Origin of the sequence: Haloarcula salinisoli (genome assembly GCF_019599405.1) — an archaeon.
Taxonomy (GTDB): Archaea; Halobacteriota; Halobacteria; order Halobacteriales; family Haloarculaceae; genus Haloarcula; species Haloarcula salinisoli.
Window position 1 is genome coordinate 1398119 of the sequence record NZ_RKLQ01000001.1, and the last position, 17183, is coordinate 1415301.

General features: G+C 65.2%; 15 protein-coding genes and 1 pseudogene. 7 read left to right on the top strand and 9 right to left on the bottom strand.

Annotated features, from left to right (window positions below; genetic code table 11):
• Positions 1-35: 35 nt before the first annotated feature.
• Positions 36-2210 carry a CDC48 family AAA ATPase gene (locus tag EGD98_RS07250; protein ID WP_220587673.1) on the top strand — a complete coding sequence of 725 codons (2175 nt, stop codon included), beginning with the start codon at positions 36-38 and terminating at the stop codon, positions 2208-2210.
• Positions 2211-2513: 303 nt separating this feature from the next.
• On the opposite strand, the gene EGD98_RS07255 is transcribed toward EGD98_RS07250, so the two are convergent.
• Positions 2514-3320, bottom strand: a complete 807-nt coding sequence (locus EGD98_RS07255; protein WP_220587674.1) for a carbon-nitrogen family hydrolase — start codon at positions 3318-3320, stop codon at positions 2514-2516.
• 59 nt (positions 3321-3379) lie between these two features.
• Between EGD98_RS07255 and EGD98_RS07260 the strand changes: the two genes are divergently transcribed.
• Entirely contained in the window at positions 3380-3979 is a 600-nt protein-coding gene (locus EGD98_RS07260) for a DUF4382 domain-containing protein (protein WP_220587675.1), read from the top strand.
• 58 nt (positions 3980-4037) lie between these two features.
• Here the strand turns inward: EGD98_RS07260 and EGD98_RS07265 are convergent, their stop codons facing one another.
• From EGD98_RS07265 to EGD98_RS07275, 3 genes are read right to left on the bottom strand one after another with little or no spacing between them, the layout of a single operon-like run.
• Positions 4038-4469, bottom strand: coding sequence for an SRPBCC family protein (locus EGD98_RS07265; RefSeq protein ID WP_220587676.1), 432 nt, complete (start codon positions 4467-4469; stop codon positions 4038-4040).
• Between the two features lie 56 nt (positions 4470-4525).
• On the bottom strand, positions 4526-4750 hold the full coding sequence (locus EGD98_RS07270) for a DUF7123 family protein (protein ID WP_166970245.1): 225 nt from the start codon (positions 4748-4750) through the stop codon (positions 4526-4528).
• Between the two features lie 45 nt (positions 4751-4795).
• Positions 4796-5023: a DUF7525 family protein gene (locus tag EGD98_RS07275; protein ID WP_236039237.1), complete on the bottom strand. Its 228-nt coding sequence runs from the start codon at positions 5021-5023 to the stop codon at positions 4796-4798.
• Positions 5024-5106: 83 nt separating this feature from the next.
• Between EGD98_RS07275 and EGD98_RS07280 the strand changes: the two genes are divergently transcribed.
• A complete protein-coding gene (locus EGD98_RS07280) occupies positions 5107-6243 on the top strand; it encodes an LEA/WHy family protein (RefSeq protein WP_220587677.1) in 1137 nt (378 codons plus the stop codon).
• On the opposite strand, the gene EGD98_RS07285 is transcribed toward EGD98_RS07280, so the two are convergent.
• The 5 genes from EGD98_RS07285 to EGD98_RS07305 form a co-directional block, all read right to left on the bottom strand.
• Positions 6244-7278 (bottom strand): phosphate signaling complex PhoU family protein, encoded by a 1035-nt coding sequence (locus tag EGD98_RS07285; RefSeq protein WP_220587678.1) that lies wholly within the window; start codon positions 7276-7278, stop codon positions 6244-6246. It abuts the gene before it with no gap.
• Positions 7279-7382: 104 nt separating this feature from the next.
• Positions 7383-8456, bottom strand: coding sequence for an ATP-NAD kinase family protein (locus EGD98_RS07290; protein WP_220587679.1), 1074 nt, complete (start codon positions 8454-8456; stop codon positions 7383-7385).
• Positions 8457-8737: 281 nt separating this feature from the next.
• Positions 8738-9430 (bottom strand): competence/damage-inducible protein A, encoded by a 693-nt coding sequence (locus EGD98_RS07295; RefSeq protein ID WP_220587680.1) that lies wholly within the window; start codon positions 9428-9430, stop codon positions 8738-8740.
• A gap of 173 nt (positions 9431-9603) precedes the next feature.
• Positions 9604-12246: a CARDB domain-containing protein gene (locus EGD98_RS07300; protein WP_220587681.1), complete on the bottom strand. Its 2643-nt coding sequence runs from the start codon at positions 12244-12246 to the stop codon at positions 9604-9606.
• A gap of 135 nt (positions 12247-12381) precedes the next feature.
• On the bottom strand, positions 12382-12888 hold the full coding sequence (locus EGD98_RS07305) for a hypothetical protein (RefSeq protein ID WP_220587682.1): 507 nt from the start codon (positions 12886-12888) through the stop codon (positions 12382-12384).
• 74 nt (positions 12889-12962) lie between these two features.
• On the opposite strand from EGD98_RS07305, the gene EGD98_RS07310 reads away from it, so the two are divergent.
• From EGD98_RS07310 to EGD98_RS07320, 4 genes and pseudogenes are all read left to right on the top strand, one after another.
• Complete coding sequence (locus EGD98_RS07310) at positions 12963-14018, top strand: ATP-binding protein (RefSeq protein ID WP_220587683.1); 1056 nt, start codon at positions 12963-12965, stop codon at positions 14016-14018.
• Between the two features lie 130 nt (positions 14019-14148).
• Positions 14149-14787 (top strand): DUF7310 family coiled-coil domain-containing protein, encoded by a 639-nt coding sequence (locus EGD98_RS07315; protein ID WP_220587684.1) that lies wholly within the window; start codon positions 14149-14151, stop codon positions 14785-14787.
• 38 nt (positions 14788-14825) lie between these two features.
• Positions 14826-15113 (top strand): annotated as a pseudogene (locus tag EGD98_RS21245) (DUF7311 family protein); the annotation flags it as partial.
• A 153-nt stretch (positions 15114-15266) separates the two neighbouring features.
• A complete protein-coding gene (locus EGD98_RS07320; protein ID WP_220588049.1) occupies positions 15267-17183 on the top strand; it encodes a type II/IV secretion system ATPase subunit in 1917 nt (638 codons plus the stop codon).

Below are 17183 nucleotides of genomic sequence, written 5' to 3' on the forward strand. Positions count from 1 at the left end.
GAACCCTCAAGGGTGCCGGAGAGCTAGCCGATGGTATGAGCGGGAACGGCGGCGAGAGCGTCGAACTCACGGTCGAGGGCGCCCACAAGCGCGACGCCGGCCGGGGTATCGCACGCCTCCCCGAGTCCGTACGCAGCGAACTGGGCGTGTTGAGCGGGTCGCCCGTCATCATCGAGGGCGAGGGGATGACCGTGGTGAAAGTGTGGCCGGGTGATGACGAGGGTGCCACGGTCCGCATCGACTCGGACACGCGGGCCAACGCCGGCGTCAACATCGGAGATACCGTCCGTGTCCGGGTGGGGTCGGTGACGGAGGCGACGGATATCAGCATCCAGCCCCTGGAGCCACTGCCCGGTACCGACGAGTACGCCCACATGGTCCGGACGCGGCTGGTCGACCAGATGGTCCAGGCCGGCGAACGGACCCACATAGACGGGCTCGGGACCTGTATCGTCCGGTCGACCGAGCCCGACGGCGCGGTGCGTGTCACGGCCCAGACGGACGTGACGGTGTTGCCGACCATCGACCAGGCATCGGACAGCGAGGACGCTGAGCGCGCCGAACAGCCCACGTCGGCCACGGCGGCAAACGCCGGGCGGGCCGAGACGGCGACCGGCGTCAGCTACGAGGATATCGGCGGGCTCGACGAGGAACTGGACCGCATCCGCGAGATGATAGAGATGCCGCTGGCCGAACCCGAGCGGTTCCGCGAGCTGGGTATCGACCCGCCCAGCGGCGTCCTGATGCACGGGCCGCCCGGCACCGGCAAGACGCTCATCGCGAAGGCCGTCGCCAACGAGGTCGACGCCTACTTCGACACTATCTCCGGCCCCGAAATCGTCTCGAAGTACAAGGGCGAGAGCGAGGAGCGACTGCGTGAGGCCTTCGAGCGCGCCGAGGACGAGGCCCCCGCCATCCTCTTTATCGACGAGATAGACTCCATCGCCGGCTCCAGGGACGAGGACGCCGACATGGAGAACCGCGTCGTCGCCCAGCTGCTGACCCTGATGGACGGGCTGGAAGAGCGCGGTCGCGTGGTCGTCATCGGGGCGACCAATCGCGTCGACGCCGTCGACGAGGCGCTTCGCCGGGGCGGCCGGTTCGACCGAGAAGTCGAGATCGGCGTGCCCGACGAGAGCGGCCGTCGCGAGATTCTGGACGTCCATACCCGCGAGATGCCCCTGGCCGACGACGTCGACCTGGACCGCATCGCGGCCCAGACACACGGCTTCGTCGGCGCGGACCTGGCCTCCCTGACGACGGAGGCGGCGATGTCCTCGCTCCGGGCCGAGGGCGACCGGGCGAAAAGTGACACCGACGACAGCGACGGGGGAGACAGCGAGGGGCCGGCGGTGACACAGTCGGACTTCGACGCGGCAATGGCTCTCGTCGACCCGAGCGCCATGCGGGAGTACGTCGCCGAATCGCCCGCGGTCTCCTTCGACGACGTTGGCGGGCTCGCGGAGGTCAAACAGACGCTGACCGAGGCCATCGAGTGGCCACTGTCCTACAGCGAGCTGTTCGCCGCGACGAACACCGACCCGCCAAGCGGCATCCTGCTGTACGGTCCGCCGGGGACCGGGAAGACGCTGCTCGCCCGGGCCGTCGCCGGCGAGAGCGACGTGAACTTCATCCACGTCGCCGGCCCGGAGATAATGGACCGCTACGTCGGTGAAAGCGAGGAAGCGGTCAGGGAACTGTTCGAGCGGGCCCGCCAGACGGCCCCCAGCATCATCTTCCTGGACGAGATCGACGCCATCGCAAGCCACCGCGGGCAGGGCAACGAAGTGACCGAACGGGTCGTCTCACAGTTGCTGGCCGAGCTGGACGGCATCACCGAGAACCCCAACCTCGTGGTGCTGGCGGCGACCAATCGGCGGGACATGATAGACGACGCCCTGCTGCGGCCGGGCCGGCTCGAACAGCACGTCGAGGTGCCAAATCCCGACGCCGCGGCTCGCGAGGAGATTCTCGCAGTTCACACCCGCGGCAAACCGCTGGGCGAGGACGTCTCGGTGGCGGAGCTGGCGGCGGAACTGTCCGGCCACTCGGGGGCCGAGCTGGAGGCCGTGGTCCGGGAGGCGTCGATGCTCGCCATCCGTGAAATGGCCGACGAGCTGGGGCCCGCGGAAGCCACCGAACGGGCCGAGGAGGTCCGCATCACCGGCGACCACTTCCGCCGGGCGATAGCGCGGGCTGCCGACCGCTGATACGGCCGGCTGTCCGTTCGAAAAAGAGCGTCGCCACCCGGGAGTGTCGACCGGCGTCAGTTCGGTACAGCCGGCAGTAGGCGTCCCCCGAGCGGTAGCTGGCTCGTGAGAGTGCTGGAACGGGATTCGACGCGGTGGCCGAGGCGTCGCTGTCGAGGAGCGGTGAAAGGCTGTCCGGACAGCCTTTGGCGGACGAGCGACGCCGTGTGGCCGAGCAGCGAGACGGGCTAAGTAACCGGCGTTGACGTGAAAAGCGCCTTGCCGGCGATAGAGAGTTAGCGCCCATGGATAAAAAAGGCGCGGTCAGCGCCGGTCCGAAAGTGCCGGGAACTCCTCGCGGGTCGCTGTTACTTTTTCGGGGCTGATATCGGCGGTGACGAGCGCCGGGTCGTCGTCCGAGCTCGCCAGCGTCGTCCCCCAGGGGTCGTAGACGGTCGACCGGCCGAGCAACGTCGCCTCCTCGAAGCTGCCGACGCCGTTGGCCGCGGCGACGTACAGCTGGTTCTCGACGGCCCGCGCCCGGGGAAGCAGCTCCCAGTGTTCGACGCGCGGATAGGGCCACGCGCTGGGGACCAGCACCAGGGTCGCACCCGCCTCGACGAGTCGGCGATACAGCTCCGGGAACCGGAGGTCGTAACACGTCGTCACGCCGATGGTAAAGCCCTCGAAATCGACGGTCGGCAGCGATTCGCCGGGGACGAGCAGCTCCGATTCGGCCGAGTCGTATCCAAAGAGGTGGCGCTTGCGATAGACCGCCCGCTGCGTTCCGTCTCGGTCGAGAAACACCGACGTGTTGGCCAGCCCGTCGTCGGCCGGTACGTCGAAGCCAGCAGCCCCACTCAGTTCGAGGTCCTCGACGAGACTGCCGGCGAGTATCGCGATATCGTGCTCGGCCGCCAGCCCCCGAAGTCCGGTGAGCGTCTCGCCGTCGAGCCCCTCGGCGTTGCGCTGGTAGGCCTCGAACGCGAAGTAGCCGACGGTGAAAAGCTCCGGGAGGACGACGAGGTCACAGCCCGCGTCGGCGGCTCGCTCGACGGCCTCAGTCGCGCGTCGGCGGTTACCGGAAATATCGGCCGACTCGATACGCAACTGAGCGAGTCCGAGCTTCATAGAACCGATTACGTGTCTATCCCGATAAAAATAAGCGGTTGCGCCGGGCCGGCGTTGGTATGTCGACACCGAACCGACGACAGTATCTTCGCCTCGCCGGTGGGACAGTGACGACGGCTCTCGCCGGTTGCACCGGAGACTCCCTCGGTAACGGTGATGCCACGGACAGTGAGAGCGGGACTGCGAACCCGACCAGCACCGAAGCGCAGTTACCCAAGGTGGAGGCGTCGTCTGAACTGGACACCACCCTCACCCTCGCTATCGGGGGCCGCGCCGACGACTTCGACTCGCTCGTCGTGGACATCGACCGCATCGAGTACATCGGCCAGAACGGTACCGACGACGTGACGGTCTCTATCGGGGACACCGGAGTCGACCTGACGACCCTGTCGGACAGCAAGACCTACCTCGACACCGAGCCGTTCCCAAGTGGGACGTACGCGAGTGTCGACATGTACGTCTCCGTGCAGGACAACAGCCTTTCGGACGGCGGCACCGTCACCTTCGACTACGAACCACCGGCCTCGGACGAAAATACGATAGAGATATCCGACGACAGGTTCCAGAATCTGCTCTACACGATAACGGCGTACAAACCGCTCGGGGAGAACACGTACAGGTTTGGGATGAGTTATACGATGGGGTCCGGAGCCCCCTGAGCAGTCGCAGTGCGAAGTCACGCGAACCACGTGTGGCCGGTCGAGAAGCGGCCTGGGGTCAGCCCTCCGTTTCGAGGTACTCCCTGAGTGCCGCTTCGAGGTTCTGGAGCTCCTCGTCGAGATTCTTCTTGAAAAAACGCTCGACGCCGGGGAGTTTGCCGTCGACGATGAATCGATTTGTCACCTGCGTCCCGCCGTCGTCGGTGGGCTCTAGTTCCTGCTCACCCTGGACCCGCAACACCTTCGACCGGCCGATAAACCGGACGTACTCGGGTTCACGCCGCTCGACGTCCTCCGTCTCGATGGCGATAGTCCGGTCGATGACGGGAATCGGGAGCGACACGTGCCACGTCGCGCGGTCCGCGTCGTGTATCTCCCAGTCTTTCACGACGCTGATGGGCCGGGCACGCTGGTCGGGGTCGCCGATGAACTCCCAGACGCGTTCGGGGCTGGCCGCCACTGTCATCGTTCGTTCGACCCGGACAGTCATACCGTTAGTCGGGCGTGCACCCCGATGAATCCACCGACTGGCCCCCCGGTGACCGACTAGCTCGTGGTGACGCGCCAGGTGGTTGAGCGGGCCCGTCCCCACTTCTCGATATCTACTTCGTCGGCTTCTTCGGCAAGGCGCGGCAGTCGGGCACCGACCTGTTTCGACGAGAGCCCGAGCTGAGAGGCGATGTTCTTCGCGCGGAAGTAGCTCTCCCCACGCGAGACACTCTCACGGAGGTACTCCAGAATGCGGCGGTCCTCCTCGCTGAAATCCACCATACCCGAATTACGTGCCGAGCGTTCTTAATGGTTGCTTTTACCACATCACTCGGCGTAGACGTGGATGGCCACGAGCGCCAGTGAGGCGGCCACTATCGCGACCCCGAAGGCGAGTCCGCTGTTGGTCAACAGCCCCGCGGTGTCGAGTCCCTGTGCGTCGCGGATGGCGTAGTTGTAGCTGCTCACGGCAGTCACGCCCGCACCGAGCAGGGCCACGATGCCAAACAGCGCGCCGAGCCCGACGCCCATGTCGGTTGCCGACTCAGTTGTCATGGCGGGGAGTTCCGCCCTGGCGCACTTAGTTCATTCGGGGCGGGCCACAGGGCATATACCATCCTGGCAGAGAGGAAGGTGCAATGAGCAAGCTGGCCGGTGCGGTTCGTGGACTGGGACGAGTACGACAGGTCGGCATCGCGGCGGCCGTCTTCCTGGCGGTCGTCGTCGGTGGGTTCGGGCTCGGCGTCATCGGGACACCCGGCGTCGAAACCGTGGACAATCGCTTCACGTCGGTCTCGGAGAACACGACGACCGTCGAGACCGCGATTACAGTGTCGAACCCGAACCCCATCGGCGTCTCGCTCGGTGGGACCAGCATCGACTACACCGTCTCGATGAACGACGTCGCCATGGCCAGCGGCGAGAAACAGGGTATCAGTCTGGGACGCGGGAACACGACCCTCCAGTTCAACACCACGATGCGGAACAGCCGGATTCCGCCCTGGTGGGTCAGCCACATCTCGAACGGCGAGCGGACGCAGGTCACTATCGACGCGAACGTCACTGACGCCCTGGTGGGAGACCGGTCGGTCAGCCTCACACAGAACCGGACCATAGAGACCGACATCCTCGGGCAGTTCAACTCCACCGAGACCCGTCCAGTCAACGCCAGCAAACCGTTCGTCTCCGACCCGGTTCTGTACATCAACGAGACACGCGGGTCGTGGGACCGGGACGCCGTCACGCAGTCGGCGACGCCCATGGATATCGAGTTCGACGTCTACAACCCCAAGCCGGTGCCGTACGCAGTCACCAAAATCGGCTACCGGACGTATATGAACGACGTCCAGGTTGGCTCGGGTGAGACCGACAGCGGGACGATTATTACGCCGGGCGAACGCGAGACCATCGGTGTCCGCAACGTCATCCGGAACCAGCGGCTCGACCAGTGGTGGGTGTCCCACCTCCAGCGCAACCAGAACACGACGCTGTACATCGACTTCTACCTCGTCGTCGAGGGGGGCGGCGAACAGTTCCGCATCGACCTCGACGCCATCGACTACGAGAAACCGATAGAGACAGACATCTTCGGTAACAAAGACCAGTATCCGACCGGTGGGGGGAGCGAATCGAGCGGCAACCAGACGGCGGACGGTGAGAGCGGCACCGACGGTTCCGGAACGGACGGCGACGCCTCGGACGGCACGGCAACGCAGACTGACGGTGAGAGGGCAACACCGACCGACGACGGCGGGCTCGTCGGCGACACGCTCTGACTACTGTATCGTCGTGTGTTCGGACTCCTCGTCGAGCGCGAGGTTCGTCGCGATTTCTGCGTTCCGAACGGCGTATTCCGCGGTCTGTTGTAGACTCACCAGCACCTCGCGGACCTGAAGCAGCGCCTCGTTGTCCATCTCCGGGAGGTCGTCGAGTATGTCCTGTTCCTTGTCGTCGATGCCGGCGTAGCTCTTGCGGACCTGGATGGCGGTGTCGTAATCGCGCTCGACGGCCGCCTGTACGGCGAGTTCGGTTATCTCGTTGACCGCCTCGGTGAAATCGCGGATGCGTCGCATGGTCGAGCTGTCGACGTCCAGCGAGTGGTCGTTGGTCTCCAGCGCGATTTCGGCGATATCCTCGGCGTTGTCGGCCGTGAGTTCGAGGTTCTTCGCGATAGAGCGGTAGCCGATGAGCGGGAACCCGTCGTCCAGGCCCACCGCCCGCGCGAGGTTCGGGTTCTGGTACGAGGTGAAGATGAGGCGAAGCAGCAGGACGAATATCTTGTTGGCCTGTCGCTCGCGGTTCAGGGCTCGCTGGGCGAGGTCGGGGTTGCCGTGGGCCAGCGCTTTGACGGCCTCGTTGCGCATCGTCGAGCCGGTCGATTCGAGCCGTTCGAGCAGGTTATCGAGCGTGAAGTCCTCCGGGTCGACCGAACACCGGATGGTTATCCTGTTTGGGGTCTCCTCGATGACACCCAGGCCCATCAGCTGGGTCTCCGCGTTGTAGACGGCGTTGATGTGCGCGGATTCGAGGGTCTGGTCTTCGGGCGCCTCGACGTGGATGATGCGCCGACCCAGCACGTACTGTGCGACGATGGCGCGCTCGACGGCGTCAGCATCCAGATTCTCCGCGTGGATGATGGCCTCTGACTCCTCGGTCTGGACCGATTCCGGCATCACCGTCAGCGTCCCTTTCCCACCCATCCGTAGCGACACTTCGTCGCCTTTCTCGACGTCGTGGGCGCTCGCCCACTCGGCGGGGAGCGTCATCGCCAGCGTCGACGGCCCGAGTCGTTGAACTTTCCGCGTTTCCATATGGCCTTGGTTATACGTGGGACACCTTAATCTTCACCATACAGCATATTATCTGCCGCATGATATACAATCGTTTAGAAAGGGGGAGGGCCAGTCCATGACCGTCAGGCCAGTACCTCGACGAGCCGACGTTCGTACCGGCCCACCCGGACCTTGAGCCAGCCAGCGAGTTCGGCGTCGAGGTCCGGGTCGCCGGTGTCGACGTGCAGCGCGCCCAGCTGGTCGAGCTTCCGGCGGGAGGCGACCACCTCGATACCACAGCGCTCGATGACCGCCGGGGAGAGTTGCTGGTTCCCCCGGCCAAAGACAAAGCCCTGGCCGCCGATGGGTGAGACCACGATGACGTTCCGGTCGCCCAGCGCCGCGAGGATGTCAGACTCTGCGGCGTCCAGCGCGACGACCTCGCCGTCCCGCCAGACGTCGACGCCAAGCGTCGTCCCCTCGAAGCCCAGCCGTTCCTTGATAGCACCGACGGTGCTGCCCGGCCCGAGGAGGTAGGTGACGCCGTCCTCGACGCTCTCTGCGACGCCCTCGGCGAGCGTCTCCACGGTACCCCCACCCAGCTGTTTGGCCGACTGGCGCTGCTCGGCGACAGGGACCGTCGCCACGGCCCGAAGTTCCGTCACCACCTCACCGCCCCGGAACGCGTCCTCGTCGATGTCGTTGACCTCGGCGGGCTCGGTCTCCTCGAAGGTCGCGACGATACGTCCGGCGGCCCGGGGCGAGACGCCAAAGACCGAGGAGTACACCTTCACCCCCGCCGGGACGCCGAGCATAGGGGTGTCTGCGTCGAGTTCCTCGAGCGTCTCGGCCACGTCGACCGCGGTGCCGTCGCCCCCGACGAAGAGGATACAGTCCACGTCCCGCTCCACGAACGCCCTGACGGCCACACGGGTGTCCGCGCTCGTCGTCTGGTCCGTGTCCGCCGGCTCCCCGACGACGGCCGGGTCGAAGCCGGCGTCCCTCGCGATGGTCGCGCCCATCGGGTCGCCGTAGGTCACTACCTCGATATCCCGGCCGACCTCGGCCAGCGAGTCGAGTGCTTCGCGAGCCCTCTCGGGCGCTCGCTGCTTGGCACCCCGCTCCCGTGCCTCCGAGACCTTCCCGTCGGTCCCCTTCAGTCCGACCCGGCCACCCATCCCGGCGATAGGATTGACGACGACAGCGATACGGCGCATACATCGCGTACTGCGCCCGGCGGCAAAAGGCGCACGGGAGCGTTATACGGAACGTTGTAGATTATTTCCGGATAGCACCGAGGGTGCATACCGGCACATCACTACAACGTTCCGTATCATTCAAGACAGCGGCCACAGAACGAACGGGTATGCTAGAACCCCTCGCGACCGGCGTCCAGCCCGACGTCATCAACGCCGCCGGCGCCTTCGTCAGCCTCGGTGGTATCGCCCTGACCTTCGGCTGGCTGGCGTACCTCTACCGGTAGTCAGCACCGACCGTCTCACTCTTCGACGGGGTCGACCCGCTCGCGAAGCCACGCCGCGGCCTCCTCGACGGCCTCGGCGTCGGTCCCCTCGAACCGCACGGTCACGTACTCGCCGGGATAGCTTCCGACTTTTACCGGAAACAGCTGCCTGACTTTCCCCATCCGGTCGAGCAGCGCGCTCTCGGGCTCGGCCGCGTCGACGGTGACCACGTGGCGGGCCTCGCCGGCGAAGTCGTCGGCCACCTCGGCGAACATCCGCTTCATCTCCGTAGGGACCCCCGGCAGGACGTAGCAGTTCTCGACCACACAGCCCGGCGCGACCCCCTCGTGGTTGGGGAGCATACGGCTTCCCGCCGGCAACTCGCCGGTCCCCTCAGTCAGGTCTTCGTGGCTGTAGCCGCCGTACTCGGCCAGCCACTCGATTGCCGCGTCGCTCTCGACTACCTCGCGGCCGAAGGCCGCGGCGACCCCGTCGACGGTCACGTCGTCGTGGGTCGGGCCCAGCCCGCCGGTGACGATGACGGCGTCGTAGTCGGCGTGGTACTCGTTGACGACGCGGGCGATATCGGCGGTCCGGTCGGGCAGCGTGGTCATCCGCTCGACGGTGACACCGCGGTCCCGTAGCTGTTCACCCAGCCACGCGGCGTTCGTGTTGACCGTCTCGCCGACGAGCAGTTCGTCCCCGACTGTGACCACCGCGACGCGCATGGGTCGCGGTACGGCTGCCGGCTACAAATACTGTCTGCCCGCGATAACGGTCGTGTTTAGTTCAGCGAACAAGCGTGCTAACAGCCAGCCGGGGCTTTCTGGCTCTCCGAAGTGAACTCTGGGAAAATAAACACTGCCGCGAAAACAAAATACAGCGCCGTGAGCGAGGGTAGTCAGCGACGTCGCCACAGCGCAGCACCGGCCAGCAGCGCGACCACGGCCGCAGCGACACCGAAGCCGGGCCCGCTCCCGCTGGAGGTGTCGGTCCCGGCCGCACCCGGGGTGGTGGGCGTCGAAGCCGCGTCGACGGTCACCGTCGCGGTACGGTTGTCGTCGTCGGTCTGTGCGGTCACCCGAGTCTCGCCAGCGGAGGACGGCGAGATATCACCGGAGACGGTCGTCGACGCGCCGGCCGCCAGCTCGACCGACTCGCTCGTGACCTGCGTGCCACCGAGCGACAGGCGCACACTCTGGGAGCCAGCCACACCGCCCTGGTTCTCGATAGTCGCGGACACCGTGGCGCTTTCCCCGGCCGTCACGGACGACGGGGCGTCCAGTGCCGTGAGAGCGAACGAGGCGGGTTCCAGCACCGACAGGTCGGCCGACACCGAACTGCTCGTCGATTCGGCCGACAGCGTCGTCGTCCCCGAGTTGTTCACGACACCGGAGACCGCTACCGTGGTCGTGTCGTTGGCGGGCAGCTCCGCCCACGTCGTGCCGACGGTCTGACCGTTCGCTGTCAGTCGCAGCCGTTCGCTGACTGTGACATCTGCGGTGTTGTTGACCGTCACGTCCACGTCGAAGGACTCGCCCCCGGTCGCGTTCGCAGGCGTAGAGACGTTCTCGACAGTGATGGAATCGGCAGGGACAACCTCGACAGTGCCCGCCGAAACGCCGTCCACGGCGAGGTCGTAGGTGCCCGGTTCCTCAGGTGTCCACGACAGCGCCGTCGTGGTCTCGGTATCGGGTTCGACCGAGACCAGCTCGCTCGTGACGTTCTCGCCGTCGACCGAAAGCGTAGCGTTGCGTGCCCCACGAAGACGATCGTCGTTCGCGATGGTCACTGACACCGGCACTGACGCGCCGGCGCTGACCACAGAGACGTTCGCTACTGCGCTCTCGGTCGTCAGCTCCGGCGGTTCGACTACTTCGACCGTGCCAGCGGAGGCGTCGTCGACAGCCACGTCGTAGGTGCCCAGCGACTCGGGCTGCCAGTCGACAGTGACGTTCTGCTCTACGTCCGGCTCACCGGAGACGGTGACTTCGGAGACCGTCTCGCCGTCGATTCGCAGCGAAACCGTGTCCTCACCGGCGATATCCCCGGTGTTGACGACCGTCGTCACGATATCGACCGGGGCGTTCTGGGCCACGAGGTCCTCGTCTATCGAGACCGCCGTCGCCGTGATGTTGGGCGGTTCGAGAACGGTGAGCGTCTCCGTTTTCGTTTGGCCGGCGATAGTCGCCGTGACCTCGGCAGTGCCGGTCTCGCTGGTCGAAACCGTACCGGCGTCGACCGACGCAACAGAGCTGTTGGTTCCGTAGCTGGCAGTCTCCGACGCCGTGACGGTACGGCCGTCGACCAGTTCGAGCGTGACGGTCGCGTCGGTCGTGTCACCACGTGCGATTCGGGTGACCTCGATGGAGAACGAGACGGTCTCGACGGCCCAGCGGTGGACCGGGTACTCGTCCGTCGCTGCCCAGGCCGGTCCGAAGTTCAGCCCGTTCATGTTCTCGCGGGCGGCCTGTCCAGTCATTTCGTCGGTGGTGAGACCGGTGATTGGACCGGTGACGGACTCGGTATCGTCAACACCGAAAGCCTTGCTTGCCGACACCTGGCTGTTCCAGTATACTTCACTGAGCTGGGCCTCCCTCTGTGAGATGTAGCCAGCAACCGCCCCAGCATCATCGTCGCCGCGTACGTCGCCTGTCGTGTAGGCGCGGGCAATCGACCCATCTTGACGAATATCACCGACCGCACCGCCAACCTGGTTCGTCCCGGTCGCAGTCCCCGTGAAGTAACCGCGAACCAGCCGTGCCTCATTATGTTCGCCGACCAGACCACCGACGTTTTCAGTACCGTTCACCGCCCCGGTAGCAAACACGGACGCAACGACGCCGCCGTTCGTCGTTCCGACGACCCCGCCGACGTAATCAACGCCGTCCACGTCACCGGTCGCGTACGAGCGACGAATCTCACCACTGTCACCGCCAAAGCTACCGGCGAGACCCCCGGCACTTCGTTTCGTCGCGGTCACGTCCACATTTGCGCCAGACGCCGCGATTTGGCCGGTATTCGCCCCGGCCAGACCACCGACACTGACAGTTCCCGAGACGGTACCGGTCACCGTCACGTCGGTCACGGTGCCACTATTTCCGCCAACGGCAACGCCGACACTCTGTTTGCCCGCCATCGACGCATCGGTTATCCTGACGTGTTTCACTGTCCCGGTACTATCGCCGAACAGTCCCACGTCGTTTCTCGTCGGCCGGTCGACGGTGAGTCCTGAAATGGTGTGGTTCTGCCCGTCGAAGGTTCCGGAGAATCGACCACCTTCTGCCTCGTCGGAGTTGGGATTGTTACCGATTGGCCTGAATCCAGCACCGGTGTTCCAGTTCTCGGTCTCGCCGGCGTCGATGTCGTTGCCGAGGACGTAGTGGGCGTCCCGGTCCTGGTTCATCGCCTGGAGCTCGTCGACGGTGGTGATGACGTACGGGTCCTGGGCGGTCCCGCTGCCCTCCATCTCGTCGAGCGTCGATTCCTGTGCCGCGGCCGACCCCGAGAAGCCTGCGGCGCCGATGCTCACGAGCACTACCATGGTCAGTGCTATCGAGCCTGCTCGATTAGCCGTAGCTGTCATGCGCTCAAATTACATGCTAAATACGCTGATATAAATGACCAGCGTCTGGATATTTCGGGCAGTGGGTCAAAAAAAAACCGCCAGAATCAGTTGTTACGCCGTGACGAGGATTTCGGGGTTCTCCTGCTCGTCAACGTAGTTGCTGTCGGTCGGTGGCTGGACCTCGACTTTCAGCGTGGCAGTATCCTGGTCTTCTCGAAGGTCGGTGACGACATCTGCAGAGTCACCGCTTTCTTCGTCCTGGAAATCGACGTCCACAGTGTTGTCGTCATCTCCGGTTCCTTCGGTGTGTGCCGATTGGTCATCGTACAGCGAAGCCGTTCCTTCGGTGATGACGACCTGTGCTCCGTTGACTTCTTCACCTTCATCGGTGACGACCTCGAACGTCAGCGTTTCGGAACCGCTAGTAAGGTCTTCAACTGTCATTTGGTCGTCCTCGACCTGCACCGTTACCTCGGTGTTGTCGAATTGCGGCAGCCCGCCGAGGATGCTCGTCATGATGGCCAGACTCGCCACGCCGACGACGAGTGCGATGACCAGTCTGATTGGCAGTCCTTCGATACCACGGTTGTCAGTCCACAGCTTTTTCAGCGAACGCATACTTTTTTTCGTCTCGTCTTCTGACTTAAACTTTGGAGCCAAGGTTGAAATATGAGACCGAGGCAAGCCACACTGTGAGCTTCGTAATCGGACGAGAGGAGGGTGTCGATTCCGGGCCGGCAGGCGACCTCGGGTCCTACCGCGCCCTCGACGGGAGCGAGGGTGCGCCACTGCATATCGACCTCGACGGTCCCCACGCCATGCTCATCGTTGGGAAGCGTGGGTACGGGAAGTCCTACACCCTGGGCGTCATCGCGGAGTCGCTCGCGCGATCGAAGGGTGTCGCTCCGGTCATCATCGACCCCATGGGCGTCTTCGACACGCTGGGCGAGGAGGCCGACGGCGAGCCGGTGCCCACGACCGTCATCGACGACCCGGCCGTGACGCCGCGGTCGCTCGACCCCAAGTCCTGGTGTGCACTGCTGGGACTGTCCCCCGAGAGCGGCGCGGGCGGGCTGGTCTGGCAGGCCGCCGGGAACTGTGACTCGCTGGCGGAGATGCGCGCCCACGTCGAGGAGACCGACGCGCCCAAGACGGACAAACGGGCCGCGACGAACCACATCAGCCTCGCCGAGTCGTGGGGCGTCTTCGACGAGGACGGGATGACCGCGGCCGACCTCGGTTCGAGCGAGATTACGGTCGTCGACGTCTCCGGGCTCGACGCCGCACCGATGAACGCCGTCGCCCGTGGTATCGGCGAGGCGCTGTACCGCGCTCGGGTGGACCGGGACATCCCTCGGCTCCCGTGGGTACTCATCGACGAGGCCCACACGTTCTTCGAGGGTGTCGCACGGTCGGCGCTTGAGACCATCCTCACGCGTGGCCGCGCCCCCGGTGTGAGCCTCATCATGGCGACCCAGCGACCGAGCGTCGTTCCTGAGGTGGCCGTCTCCCAATCGGACATCCTCATCTCCCATCGCCTGACCTCAGAAGTGGACCTGGAGGCGCTGGACGCCGCCCAGCCGACGTACATGAAATCGTCACTGGGGGAGCGACTGCCGACCGGCCCCGGGGAGGTCGTCATCATCGACGACTCGACCGAGACCGTCCACGCTGCCCAGATACGGCGGCGGGCCACGCCCCACGGAGGGGACAGCCCGAACGCCAGCGACGTCACCCTGGAGGAGTGAGACAGATCGGTATCGTGATGTCCCGGGCCGGGTCGGCACCGTCCGGTACTTGCCGAAATCGGTCCGTCTGAGAGGTTTTAATCGCCTCTAAAATCTGAGGTTTAAGTACAAGGAGGCGCGTAATCAGGCCATGACTGATATCGATCGAATCGAACAACGACTGGCCGCCGTCGAGCGGACCGTCACCGACGGCGACCACGAGTTGAACGATATCGCCGACCTCACAGATCTCGCGGACGATATAGAGCGAGTGGAACAGCGTCTCGACTCTATCGAGGAGCGGGTGGCCGAACTCGAGGGGGTGTACGACGCGCTGGATGGCTACGTGAGCAACGTCCGGTCGGTCAACGAGAACGTCGAGCAGCAGGCGGGCGCGGCGTACGCGGCCGTCGACCGGCTCGAAGAGCGCGTAGACGAGCTCGAACATGCGGTCGATCCCGACCTCGCCGCCCAGTCCCCGTCGAGCAACGCAGACCGGGGCGCCGAAAGCGCGACGATTCAGACCGAGGCCGCAGGTTCGCGCCGGACGGACCTCGAACAGACGGTCGACGATATCGTGCCGGAGGAGGAGAGCAACGACGACGACGAGGACGGCCTGATGTCGTCCCTGACAGGGGTGCTCGGCGACGAGGAGTCGAAAAACGGGAGCAGTGAGGAGCCGGTGACGACGACCCCGGCAGAGTCCGGCAACCTCGATAATGGTGAGTCACCGACAGAGGACAAGTCGGACGACGATGGCGACGGATTCCTCTCCTCGCTGTTTAAATAATACGCGTAGGCGTCGCTGTCTTGCTGACGGTCGCTATTATGAGCGCCTCCGTTCCGGCGATAGAGATCGGTACGATGACCAACAGCGTGAAAATCGTCGAGCAATAGCTCTCGGAGCAGTCAACGGCGTCCGTGTCGCTTGTGCAAAACGAGCAGGTCCCGCCGGACCGTGTCAGGGGCCCACAGCGGCCGGTCACACTCACGTTCCCAGACGATTCGTTGACCTCTGTGCCGGTAGCGAAGTTCCGCATCGAGCGCCACTCGAATAACTTCAGCATCCTTCGCGACCGACTGGAGGGCGGTACCAACAAGCAAACTACCATCGCGGACCCCATCGTCAACAACGAGTTCGAGAACACGACATCGCTATCAGGCACCGGTAAGCGGAGTACCGTCTCGGGCTGGCCCGGCATAACGAGACGGCGGTCGTCGTGCTGTCCCGCGCCTAATTTTAAGTCCGAAGACGGGGCGAGTCCCAGCATGTCGGATAACGCTAGCTCATTGCAGTCCATGCTCGGCCTCGATTCCTTCTCTATGTTCGGGGACGACGAGGACGAGGGGCCGTGTGGCTGTTCCGTGTCCTTCGACGACGGGACACTGGTCGTCGACGCCGACGACTGCTCGGGCGACCTCGCCGAGAGCGTCGAGTGTCGGCAGACGGTCATCGACGAACTGACCGACAGGGGGGTAGAGCGGATACACGTCCACCGGAACGGACGTGAGTACCGCTACGAGCAGGACGGTGTCGACCTGTTGACCAGTGCCGGACGGTTCATCGAAATGGTCGGCGAGCGGGACGAACAGGTGGCGGCCGAGGCGGCCCGGGACCCGCTCAGTGTCGCGACGGACCTCCGTTCGCGTGTCGGTCCCATCGCCGATATCGGTATCGAGTCCGAACTCATCAGCGCCGGCAGTGGCGTGGGCTCCTACGAGCAGGTGTTGTCTCCGTTCGTCGGACTGACGGTCGCAAACTACTACGTGGACCGGTCGATGGCCGAGGACGCACGCCTGGCGGAGGTCCGCGAACTGGAGACCGGCAGCGAGGCCAGAATCTACGAGCGGTCCGATAGCGTCCCCTTTTACTCGCTGGACCTGGTTGACCTCACGCTGTCGAGCGAGGAGCGGTCGGTGCTCATGGACGCCTACGAGGCCATCGCCGACGGCTTCGTCGAGGGCGAACGGGCCGCCTCGAGGGCGATCAAACACGTGGCTGACGAGGATGTCGACCCTGTCTTGACCGCCGTGCTCGAGAAACACACGCAAGGGTACGGTATCCTCGAGGACATCTTCGCGGACCCGAGCGTCACGGACATCTACGTCACCTCGCCGGTCGGCGCGAACCCGGTTCGCGTGGTCGTGGACGGCCAGGCGATGACGACGAACGTCTACATCACCGAGAAGGGCGTCGGCGCGCTCGCCTCGCGTATCCGTCGGACAAGCGGACGGGCGTTCTCGCGGGCGAGCCCGACCGTCGACGCCAAGGCCGACCTTGAGAACGGGACCGGCGTCCGTATCGCGGGGGTCACCGACCCCGTCTCGGAGGGCGTCGCCTTCGCCTTCCGCGAACAGGCCGACGACAAGTTCACGCTGCCGGGACTGGTCGCCAACGGGACGATGCCGGCCGAGGCCGCGGCGTTCCTCTCGGTGGCCATCGAGCGCAACGCGGCGGCGCTCATCGCCGGGACGCGTGGCGCCGGGAAGACCACCCTGCTCGGGACGCTGCTGTACGAGCTCTCACCGGACACCCGGACGGTCATCATCGAGGACACGCCGGAGCTGCCGGTGAACCCGTTACAGTCTGTGGACCGGGACATCCAGGCGCTCCGGACCGGTTCCGGGAGCGGCCCGGAGATTTCGGCCGCGGACGCGCTGAAGACCGCGTTGCGCCTCGGTGACGGGGCGCTGGTGGTCGGTGAGATTCGGGGCGAGGAAGCCCAGGTCCTCTACGAGGCGATGCGCGTCGGTGCCAACGCGAACGCCGTGCTCGGGACCATCCACGGTGACGGGGCCGACTCCGTCTTCGAGCGGGTCGTCTCCGACCTCGGCGTCCCGCCCTCGTCGTTCGGCGCGACGGACCTCGTGGTCACGGTCCAGGCGTACAAGACCCCCAACGGGCGAAAGCGGCGACTGTCGGCCATCGAAGAGGTCATGGTCCGAGAGGACGGCATCTACTTCGAGTCCCTGTACGAGATCGAGGGCGACCAGGCCAAATCGACGGGCCGCATCGACCGGGGTGAGAGTCGGCTCATCCATCGCCTGACGGGCCCGGCCGAGGAGTACGCGGACATCCGGGCAGACATCGACGAGCGCAAGGAATTCATCGAGGACCTCGCGAAAGACGGCGTGACGGGGCCACACGAAGTCGCCCCGGCGTACGCGGACCACAAGCAGGAGTGA

Excerpts from the sequence above, each read along its gene's own strand:
- EGD98_RS07250 (WP_220587673.1), top strand. The coding sequence starts at position 36 with ATGAGCGGGAACGGCGGCGAGAGCGTCGAACTCACGGTCGAGGGCGCC.
- EGD98_RS07255 (WP_220587674.1), bottom strand. The coding sequence starts at position 3,320 with ATGAAGCTCGGACTCGCTCAGTTGCGTATCGAGTCGGCCGATATTTCC.
- EGD98_RS07260 (WP_220587675.1), top strand. The coding sequence starts at position 3,380 with ATGTCGACACCGAACCGACGACAGTATCTTCGCCTCGCCGGTGGGACA.
- EGD98_RS07265 (WP_220587676.1), bottom strand. The coding sequence starts at position 4,469 with ATGACTGTCCGGGTCGAACGAACGATGACAGTGGCGGCCAGCCCCGAA.
- EGD98_RS07270 (WP_166970245.1), bottom strand. The coding sequence starts at position 4,750 with ATGGTGGATTTCAGCGAGGAGGACCGCCGCATTCTGGAGTACCTCCGT.
- EGD98_RS07275 (WP_236039237.1), bottom strand. The coding sequence starts at position 5,023 with ATGACAACTGAGTCGGCAACCGACATGGGCGTCGGGCTCGGCGCGCTG.
- EGD98_RS07280 (WP_220587677.1), top strand. The coding sequence starts at position 5,107 with ATGAGCAAGCTGGCCGGTGCGGTTCGTGGACTGGGACGAGTACGACAG.
- EGD98_RS07285 (WP_220587678.1), bottom strand. The coding sequence starts at position 7,278 with ATGGAAACGCGGAAAGTTCAACGACTCGGGCCGTCGACGCTGGCGATG.
- EGD98_RS07290 (WP_220587679.1), bottom strand. The coding sequence starts at position 8,456 with ATGCGCCGTATCGCTGTCGTCGTCAATCCTATCGCCGGGATGGGTGGC.
- EGD98_RS07295 (WP_220587680.1), bottom strand. The coding sequence starts at position 9,430 with ATGCGCGTCGCGGTGGTCACAGTCGGGGACGAACTGCTCGTCGGCGAG.
- EGD98_RS07300 (WP_220587681.1), bottom strand. The coding sequence starts at position 12,246 with ATGGTAGTGCTCGTGAGCATCGGCGCCGCAGGCTTCTCGGGGTCGGCC.
- EGD98_RS07305 (WP_220587682.1), bottom strand. The coding sequence starts at position 12,888 with ATGCGTTCGCTGAAAAAGCTGTGGACTGACAACCGTGGTATCGAAGGA.
- EGD98_RS07315 (WP_220587684.1), top strand. The coding sequence starts at position 14,149 with ATGACTGATATCGATCGAATCGAACAACGACTGGCCGCCGTCGAGCGG.
- EGD98_RS07320 (WP_220588049.1), top strand. The coding sequence starts at position 15,267 with ATGTCGGATAACGCTAGCTCATTGCAGTCCATGCTCGGCCTCGATTCC.